The 5,888-nt window shown below is 43.3% G+C and carries 5 protein-coding genes; 1 reads left to right on the top strand and 4 read right to left on the bottom strand.

Annotated features, from left to right (window positions below; genetic code table 11):
* Window positions 1-26: 26 nt before the first annotated feature.
* The 4 genes from FS666_RS08680 to FS666_RS08665 form a co-directional block, all read right to left on the bottom strand.
* A complete protein-coding gene (locus FS666_RS08680) occupies window positions 27-944 on the bottom strand; it encodes a DMT family transporter (protein ID WP_144462069.1) in 918 nt (305 codons plus the stop codon).
* A 170-nt stretch (window positions 945-1,114) separates the two neighbouring features.
* The gene (locus tag FS666_RS08675; RefSeq protein WP_144462067.1) at window positions 1,115-1,585 is read right to left on the bottom strand and encodes a DUF2935 domain-containing protein; all 471 of its coding nucleotides are present in this window, start codon (window positions 1,583-1,585) and stop codon (window positions 1,115-1,117) included.
* Window positions 1,586-1,699: 114 nt separating this feature from the next.
* Window positions 1,700-3,016 (bottom strand): flavin monoamine oxidase family protein, encoded by a 1,317-nt coding sequence (locus FS666_RS08670; protein WP_144462078.1) that lies wholly within the window; start codon window positions 3,014-3,016, stop codon window positions 1,700-1,702.
* Window positions 3,017-3,226: 210 nt separating this feature from the next.
* Window positions 3,227-4,138, bottom strand: coding sequence for a M23 family metallopeptidase (locus tag FS666_RS08665; RefSeq protein ID WP_186306462.1), 912 nt, complete (start codon window positions 4,136-4,138; stop codon window positions 3,227-3,229).
* Between the two features lie 249 nt (window positions 4,139-4,387).
* Here FS666_RS08665 and FS666_RS08660 point away from each other — a divergent pair, with 249 nt between their 5' ends.
* Window positions 4,388-5,779 (top strand): NAD-dependent succinate-semialdehyde dehydrogenase, encoded by a 1,392-nt coding sequence (locus FS666_RS08660; RefSeq protein WP_120071274.1) that lies wholly within the window; start codon window positions 4,388-4,390, stop codon window positions 5,777-5,779.
* Window positions 5,780-5,888: the final 109 nt, after the last annotated feature.

Below are 5,888 nucleotides of genomic sequence, written 5' to 3'. Positions count from 1 at the left end.
AGAGATAGCCGGTTTCATAGATACAACTACGAGCACTTTCCCTCATTCAAATTAACTTTTTCCGCCAACGGCTGCCGGGAAGGGCGGGTTGTCAAAATGACACCGCATATAACAACCAAAGCCCCAAACACCTGCTTGAGCGAAATGGATTCCCCAAGTAACAGATAGGCGCCGGCCATCGTGGCAACAGGAAGAAAATTCAAAAATACAGATGCTCTTGACGGGCCAAGAAGCTCTACTCCCCGATTATACAGGACCAATGCAACCACCGATGGGAAAGCCCCCAAGTACAAGAGCCCCGCCACATTAAGGCCGTTTAATGATGGTACTCCTATAAAGTACCACTCCAATAATACGGCAGGAAACAAAGCGATAACCGAGATGCCCGACATCACCATCACTGCTCCATAATCCGGAAATAGATGCATGTATTGTTTAACAGCTATAGAGTAGACAGACCACGTTATAATGGCTCCGAGCATGATGGCATCTCCCATATTCCAGCCACTGCCCGCCAGCTGCAAGACCTTGCCATCCATAATTACCCAAACAGCGCCGGCCAAAGATAAAAGAATGCCTACCCATTGTGTGCCTCCCAATTTTTCTTTTAACAAAAAGGAGCTTAACAAAACCGTCACAACAGGAATTACTGCTTCCAGCACAGATACTTTGGTAGTGCTCGTAAATTGCAAGGCACCGTACAAAAAGACATTAAAAAAGCAAATACCCGTAAAAGTCATGACAAGCAACGGCTTTTTATATTCCCAAAAGGTTGACCGCTGTGTCCAAGCACTTCGAAAGCCGACGGGTAGCAAGAGTACGAATGCTATCAGCAGCCTGAAAAACGACATTGTCAAAGGCGGAAGCTCATTGATGGCTTTGCCTACCAGGATATTTCCGGCATAAAAGATCACTACAAAAATCATGATGATGTATGCGTACATATGGGGCTCTCCTTTTAATGACAATCTCCCTTCCTTTACTTTATCATATCATGGTTTGGACCTCCCATGACCAACTTAAAGGAATCTTGGGAGCAGAGCCTACTTGATGAGCAGTGACTCCAGAGGCTCGGCTAAGTGTTAAAAAAAAGAGCCTCCTGATCAAGGAGCCCTTAGCTTTGCTGCGGAGGAACCGCCATGTTCCCGTAACTTTGCCCGTAACTTTGAGAGAGAAGTGCTCTGGCGATCCCTATGAAATATTCAGATTCACGGATGATATGAACAATGACCACCTTCGCTGTCTGGTTTTTACTGACAACCTTGCTCTCATCTTTAATCTGTCTGCACAATTCGATAAACCGTTCACTTTCCTCAAGGCAAAAAGAGATAAGCTGCAGGACCTGCTGATAGAGCTGGTAAGGAAGATAATAATTGGATCGAATGACCGTTTCTATAAAACTGACCACCTGCTGATGGGTTTTTGCCAAGGCTTTTTCCCACTCGTGCAAGGCGTCAACATATTCCTTTTCCAACCCGGTTACCAATTCCCTAATAACGACTGTATGTTCCTCTTCCTGGTGTTTCCAGAACTCGGCCTCATCCAAAATCCGCAGCGGCATCTGATGCCCATAATAAAACTGCATGTCCAGCCTCCTCATATTCAATCTATTTCAATATATGGGCAGACAGACGAGGATATGCTTGAAAGACCAGGAGAGAAACTTGTAATACCTATTTTATTGCAGCGGAGGGATGAATTATTTGCTTGCGTCTAAATATTGATGCACTTTTCTGCTCGTTGTTATAGCATTTTCGATTGCTCCGTCAATGAAGCCTCCCCATCCGTCAGCATAAGTTGTTCCCGCCAAAAACACCCCATTTTCAGGACGTTTCATTTCCTTGATATATTTTGTCAATTGATTTGGTTTCAACATCGGCCATGTTTCCTGTGACAATTCATCCGCAGTCCAATCATGTCCTGTACTTTCGATCACCTCAAGATCGGATCGCCAATTGCGAAGGGCCGCTTCCACTTCCTTTGGGTCGTTAGGATCCAGTTTGCTTGCATCAGAACCAAATCCTACTACAATACTGTCTCCTTCAATATAGTTGTCCAAATGGACGGAGTTCAGCGGGTAGCCTTCGGGGGCGTATGTAACGAAAGGCTCTACTTTTCCCTTGATCCGCGCCCATACTTTAATTCCTTTGGCTACTTGCTTTTCTTTAATGAAGGCTTGTTTCGTATTTGACAATGCGGGCTGAAAATCAATATTGTCCAAGGTCGACAGCGGGGCAGTAACAATCACTGCCTTGGCCCGATAGGATTCCCCGTCACGGGTTGTCACCTCAATGCTTTCATGGCCGCTTTTAACAGATTTCACAATTGCAGAGAGTTTTATCTCGGACTTCACATCTGATGCAATAGACTCTATTAATGATCTTGTGCCCGTTTTAATTTTGTACCTTGCAACAGTATCGGCAAAAACATAACGATTACCGCCGGAAAAAGTCCACCAGCGCATTATCTGTGTAATAGCCCCATCCTTCGAATCCCCATTGAAGTCAATGGCCAACAAGCTGTCTAAAAAGTCTTTCTGCTCCCTTGTATATGACATTCCGTTCAAAAAATCGTCTACCGATTTTCCGTCCAATTCTGTAAACGAGGAAGAATTCAATGGATCAAAGGGCTGTGGAAGGTATTCATAAGCCTTCCCCAATAAATATTCAAAACTCTCTTTAATGATTGAGTTTAATTGGGCGGGAGTTCCAGAATATAATTGTCCGTCAGTGATCCAATACGCTTCTTTAGCTCCTGGAGCCTCACATATTTCCAACCCGTAACGGGTAATTTCCGTCCATGTGTGCGGATGATACCAATGAACATAAGTTCCGCCCATTTCCAGATCGAGCCCTAACCGATGATCGGTCCATGTTCGACCGCCTAATCTGTCCCTTCCTTCCAGAAGCAGAACATTATGGCCAAGCATGTCCAATTCCCGGGCTGCAGTCACTCCCGCAAACCCTCCCCCAACAATAATAACATCATAGCCAGTTTCTTGATTTTGATTATTCATCATTAAAGCCTCCATGAAAGCAAACCCTTACAACCTGTGGAATTGCTAAGGTATTTGTCAAAACTTTATATGTATTTTATTATAATCTTTGATTATTGTTAAATATATGTTTTTAATGGCAACGATAGATGAACATCTATCTTTCAATGCCAAAAGCCCCGGCCATTGTAAATATTTAATGGCCGGGGCTTATATAAGCTTCAAAATTTCTTATTTAACTTTCGCTCCGGTATCCGGAGCAGCGTATATATTTACCTTGCCAAAGTTGGCCGTTTGAATAGTGTACACATATTTTAGCGAATTTCCTAGAATTTCATATTCCAAACCGCCAAATTTCTTGGGATTCAAAAATCCAATCTCATTTCCTTTTACGGGCTTTTTATTCAAGGGATATACACGCCAGGAGGATGCTGATTTGGGCAAAATTAACTTTTTACGCGGCTGAGGTTCTGGTATAACAATATTCACGGGATTTTCCAGCGGATTGATCCAACTGCCGGGAACCCCTTTTTTCGAAGTGACATTCATCATCCCATCTGAAATCTTAAATACAAAATAGGTGCCGGCTTTTACAGTTGTTTTTTTGTTGATTCGATGTTTCGCATCATTTGCCGATATATAACCGTTCATTGTTTTATTTATTCTATATGTTGAACTGCCATTAGCAGACTTTTGCTTATCAGGGTAGTATGATTGTAAATAAGAGATCGGGGCTAACGTGGATTTTTCTTTATTTGCTGTCCAGCCATAGTTCGGAGAAGACTTTTTTCTTATTTCATAATGTAAATGCGAGCCCGAAGCGATACCTGTTGAGCCCTGATAGCCGATGACTTGATCTTTTTTTATAAGCATCCCCTTTCTTACCGCTATCTTTGAAAGATGGCCGTAAAGCTGTGCACAGCCGTTTTTATCTTTGATGACGACAACATTTCCATATCCTCCCAAACCGGTGCCGGATTGTCCTATTCCCGAAAACAGGACGGTGCCTTCGGTAAATGCATAAATAGGAGATTTGTCTGCTTTTACCAAATCAATCCCCGCGTGGAATTCCCTTCCGCCCCTAAAGGGATCCACCCTCCATCCATAAGGGGACGAAATTCGATAACCGTCAAAGACTTTCACTATGATCACTCCTTCATATCATAAATGTGTATTTGGACCGGTTTATTAAATAGGTCCCTGCCTTTTTATATAGCTCCCATTTCAAATCTGGATACCATTATTTAAAAGTACATATTTTTGTAAGTGGTAGTTTGAAGAGTTTGTGTTAAAATAATATAAGGTTTACCTATTTTCGTTTTCATCGTTTGTCAACAGGAACCTCCTGTTACAAAATGATTGGAAATAATTTTACATAAAGGAGTTTTGATCATGGCAGAAACATTTCAGGTAAAAAACCCGGCTACAGGCGAAGTCATCCAAGAAGTGAAGGTCGATACAGCCGAGGAAGTAAATAAAAAGCTTGAAAAAGGCCACGAGGCTTTTAAAAAGTGGTCTCAAGTAAATGCACACAAAAGATCTGAATTGCTTTTTAAATGGGCAGATAAAATCAAGGAGCATAAAGAAAGCATCGCGGAGGTCATGACGAAAGAGAATGGAAAGCCACTCCATGAATCTTTGGGTGAAGTAGATTACGCAGTAAGCTATGTCCTTTGGTATGCAGAAGAAGCAAAGCGCATTTATGGACGCACTGTTCCTGCATCAACCGAATCTAAGAGAATCCTGGTTACTAGACAGCCAATCGGCCTTGTCGCTGCGATCACGCCATGGAATTTCCCTGCAGCAATGATGACAAGAAAAGCGGCTCCTGCTCTTGCAGCCGGATGTACTTTTATCGTAAAGCCTGCAGTTGAAACACCATTGACAACAATCCGCCTGATTGAACTTGCGCACGAAGCAGGAATTCCTGAAGACGCTGTTCAAGTGGTCAACGGAAGCGGACGCATGATGGGTGAACTTTTCACAAGCAGCAAGCATGTTAGAAAAATCACTTTCACTGGTTCCACTCCAGTTGGAAAATCTTTGATCAGAGATTCCGCAAATAACGTACAACACGTAACGATGGAACTTGGCGGACACGCCCCATTGATCGTTGCGGAAGATGCAGATCTTGATATTGCTGTTGAACAGTCAATGTTAACCAAATTCAGAAACGCCGGCCAAACTTGCGTATGTGCGAACCGCCTGCTGGTTCATGAAAGCATTGCTGACCAATTCGCCGAGAAATTTGCTGAGCGTGCAAAACAGCTTAAAGTTGGAAACGGCTTGGATGCCGGTACTGATGTAGGACCGGTCATCAACAAAAAAGGCTATGAAAAAATTGCTTTCCAAATCAATGACGCGATCGAAAAAGGCGCGGAAGTACTTGCTGGAAACCAGTTTGATGTAGATGAAGAAAAAGGTTCTTACTTCGTTTATCCAACTGTCCTTAAAAACGTGACACACGACATGGACATCATGCAGGAAGAAACATTCGGACCTGTAGCTCCAATCGTTACATTCAAAACTTTGGAAGAAGCAGTTGAAATTGCAAACAACACTCCATACGGACTTGCGGCTTACTTCTTCACAAATGACATTAAAACCGGAACATACCTTCACGAAAACCTTAACTTCGGTATTGTCGGCTGGAACGACGGTGCACCATCTGCAGCTCACGTGCCATTTGGCGGCATGAAAGAGAGCGGACTAGGACGCGAAGGCGGCATCGAAGGTATCGAGCCATACTTGGAAACAAAATATGTTTCTATCGGCGGACTATAAGAAGGAAGAAGAAATCCGGCTGACCCTTTTTTGCGGTCAGCCGGATTTTTTTCGTTATCCGCGGGTATTTTTCGCTATCCGCGGGTATTTTTCGCTATCCGCGGGTATT

Source organism: Siminovitchia fortis (assembly GCF_007681465.1).
GTDB lineage: Bacteria > Bacillota > Bacilli > Bacillales > Bacillaceae_C > Siminovitchia > Siminovitchia fortis.
The sequence above is the reverse complement of the archived record's forward strand: the minus strand, read 5'-3'. Positions and strand labels throughout refer to the sequence as shown.

Bases quoted from the DNA above. Each gene is read 5' to 3' on its own strand.
- FS666_RS08680 (WP_144462069.1), bottom strand. From the start codon at position 944: ATGTACGCATACATCATCATGATTTTTGTAGTGATCTTTTATGCCGGA.
- FS666_RS08660 (WP_120071274.1), top strand. From the start codon at position 4,388: ATGGCAGAAACATTTCAGGTAAAAAACCCGGCTACAGGCGAAGTCATC.
- FS666_RS08670 (WP_144462078.1), bottom strand. From the start codon at position 3,016: ATGAATAATCAAAATCAAGAAACTGGCTATGATGTTATTATTGTTGGG.
- FS666_RS08675 (WP_144462067.1), bottom strand. From the start codon at position 1,585: ATGCAGTTTTATTATGGGCATCAGATGCCGCTGCGGATTTTGGATGAG.